The organism is Roseovarius aquimarinus (genome assembly GCF_043661195.1).
GTDB classification, from domain to species: Bacteria; Pseudomonadota; Alphaproteobacteria; order Rhodobacterales; family Rhodobacteraceae; genus Roseovarius; species Roseovarius aquimarinus.
Genome location: NZ_JBIHMM010000012.1, coordinates 1 through 1173 on the forward strand (window position 1 = coordinate 1; position 1173 = coordinate 1173).

Consider the following 1173-nt stretch of genomic DNA (forward strand, 5'->3'; position numbering starts at 1 on the left):
AGACCATTTCGCCCACGTTCACCTTCGTTAAAGGCGGGGTGTTCTACTTCAGCCGTCGCATCCCCAGAGAGCTGCTTCGCCATTATTCGTCCCCTCGTATCGCCTTCTCTCTGCGCACGAGGTCCGCAAGGGTCGCTGAGGCGAGAGCCAGAAAGGCTGCTGACCAACTGGATGACTACTGGTTTGCTTTGCGGTCTCAGGATGCTGAACTGCCGGGAAAGCACATGCTTCGGTTTGGCAACTCAGGGCCGAGTGGACTTGGCACTGCCACAACCGTCAATTCATCGGCATTTGTCCTTCTGTCAGAGGCCGTGGAAATCTACCTGCAGCAAAAGGGGAAGGGTCGCCCAGATACCTTCCGCCGGGCTGCTGAGAGAGCGTGTGGCTACGTCATAGACGCGTGTGGCGACAAGCACCTCGACGTTTACACGAAAGCAGATGCGAACGCGTTCCGTGATGCCCTGATCTCACGTGGTCTTGCTGGTAGCAGTTTGACGCGTGTCTTTGGGACAGTCCGAGCTGTGACGAACTTTGCCGCCAGTGAGCAGGGGCTGTCTTTGAGCAATCCCTTCGCCGGGGTCTACTACGACAGAACTGCTGGCGTCTCTGATCGCAACTCGATCCCGAAAGAGGCCCTCGGGATCATTCAACGCAAATGCCGAGAAGCCGATGACGATCTGAGATGGCTGGTCGCGATGGTCTCAGATACAGGGATGCGCTTGGCTGAGGCTGCTGGTTTGACGAAAGAAGACATCGTTCTGCAGGATGATGGATCTCTCTTCGCGCGTGTCTGTCCGCATCCTTGGCGTCGCCTCAAAACCAAAGGCAGCGAACGTGACGTACCCCTCGAAGGAGAAGCGCGATGGGCGGCTGAGCGTGTTCTGGAGCAGCAATCTCCCTCTCAGTTCGCCTTTCCTCGCTACAACAGCAAAGGAGCAACGAACGCTAATGCTGCCAGTGCTGCACTGAATAAATGGATCAAAGAACACGGGCTAGAAGGATACACGATGCACGGGTTCCGACACTCAATGCGGGATCGCCTCAGGGCCGTTGAGTGTCCTGCTGATGTCGTTGATCAGATCGGGGGATGGCAGACAGACGGAGTGGGCCACGGATACGGCTCAGGTTACCCTTTGGATGTCCTCAGGAAGTGGATGAAGGCGGTCACGTGAG

Annotated in this window: 1 protein-coding gene; it reads left to right on the forward strand. The window is 56.9% G+C overall.

The features are described 5' to 3' along the window. Window positions 1-1172: DUF6538 domain-containing protein (locus tag ACGRVM_RS16360; RefSeq protein ID WP_394624074.1), on the forward strand; the 1172-nt coding region annotated here is incomplete at its 5' end. Window position 1173: the final 1 nt, after the last annotated feature.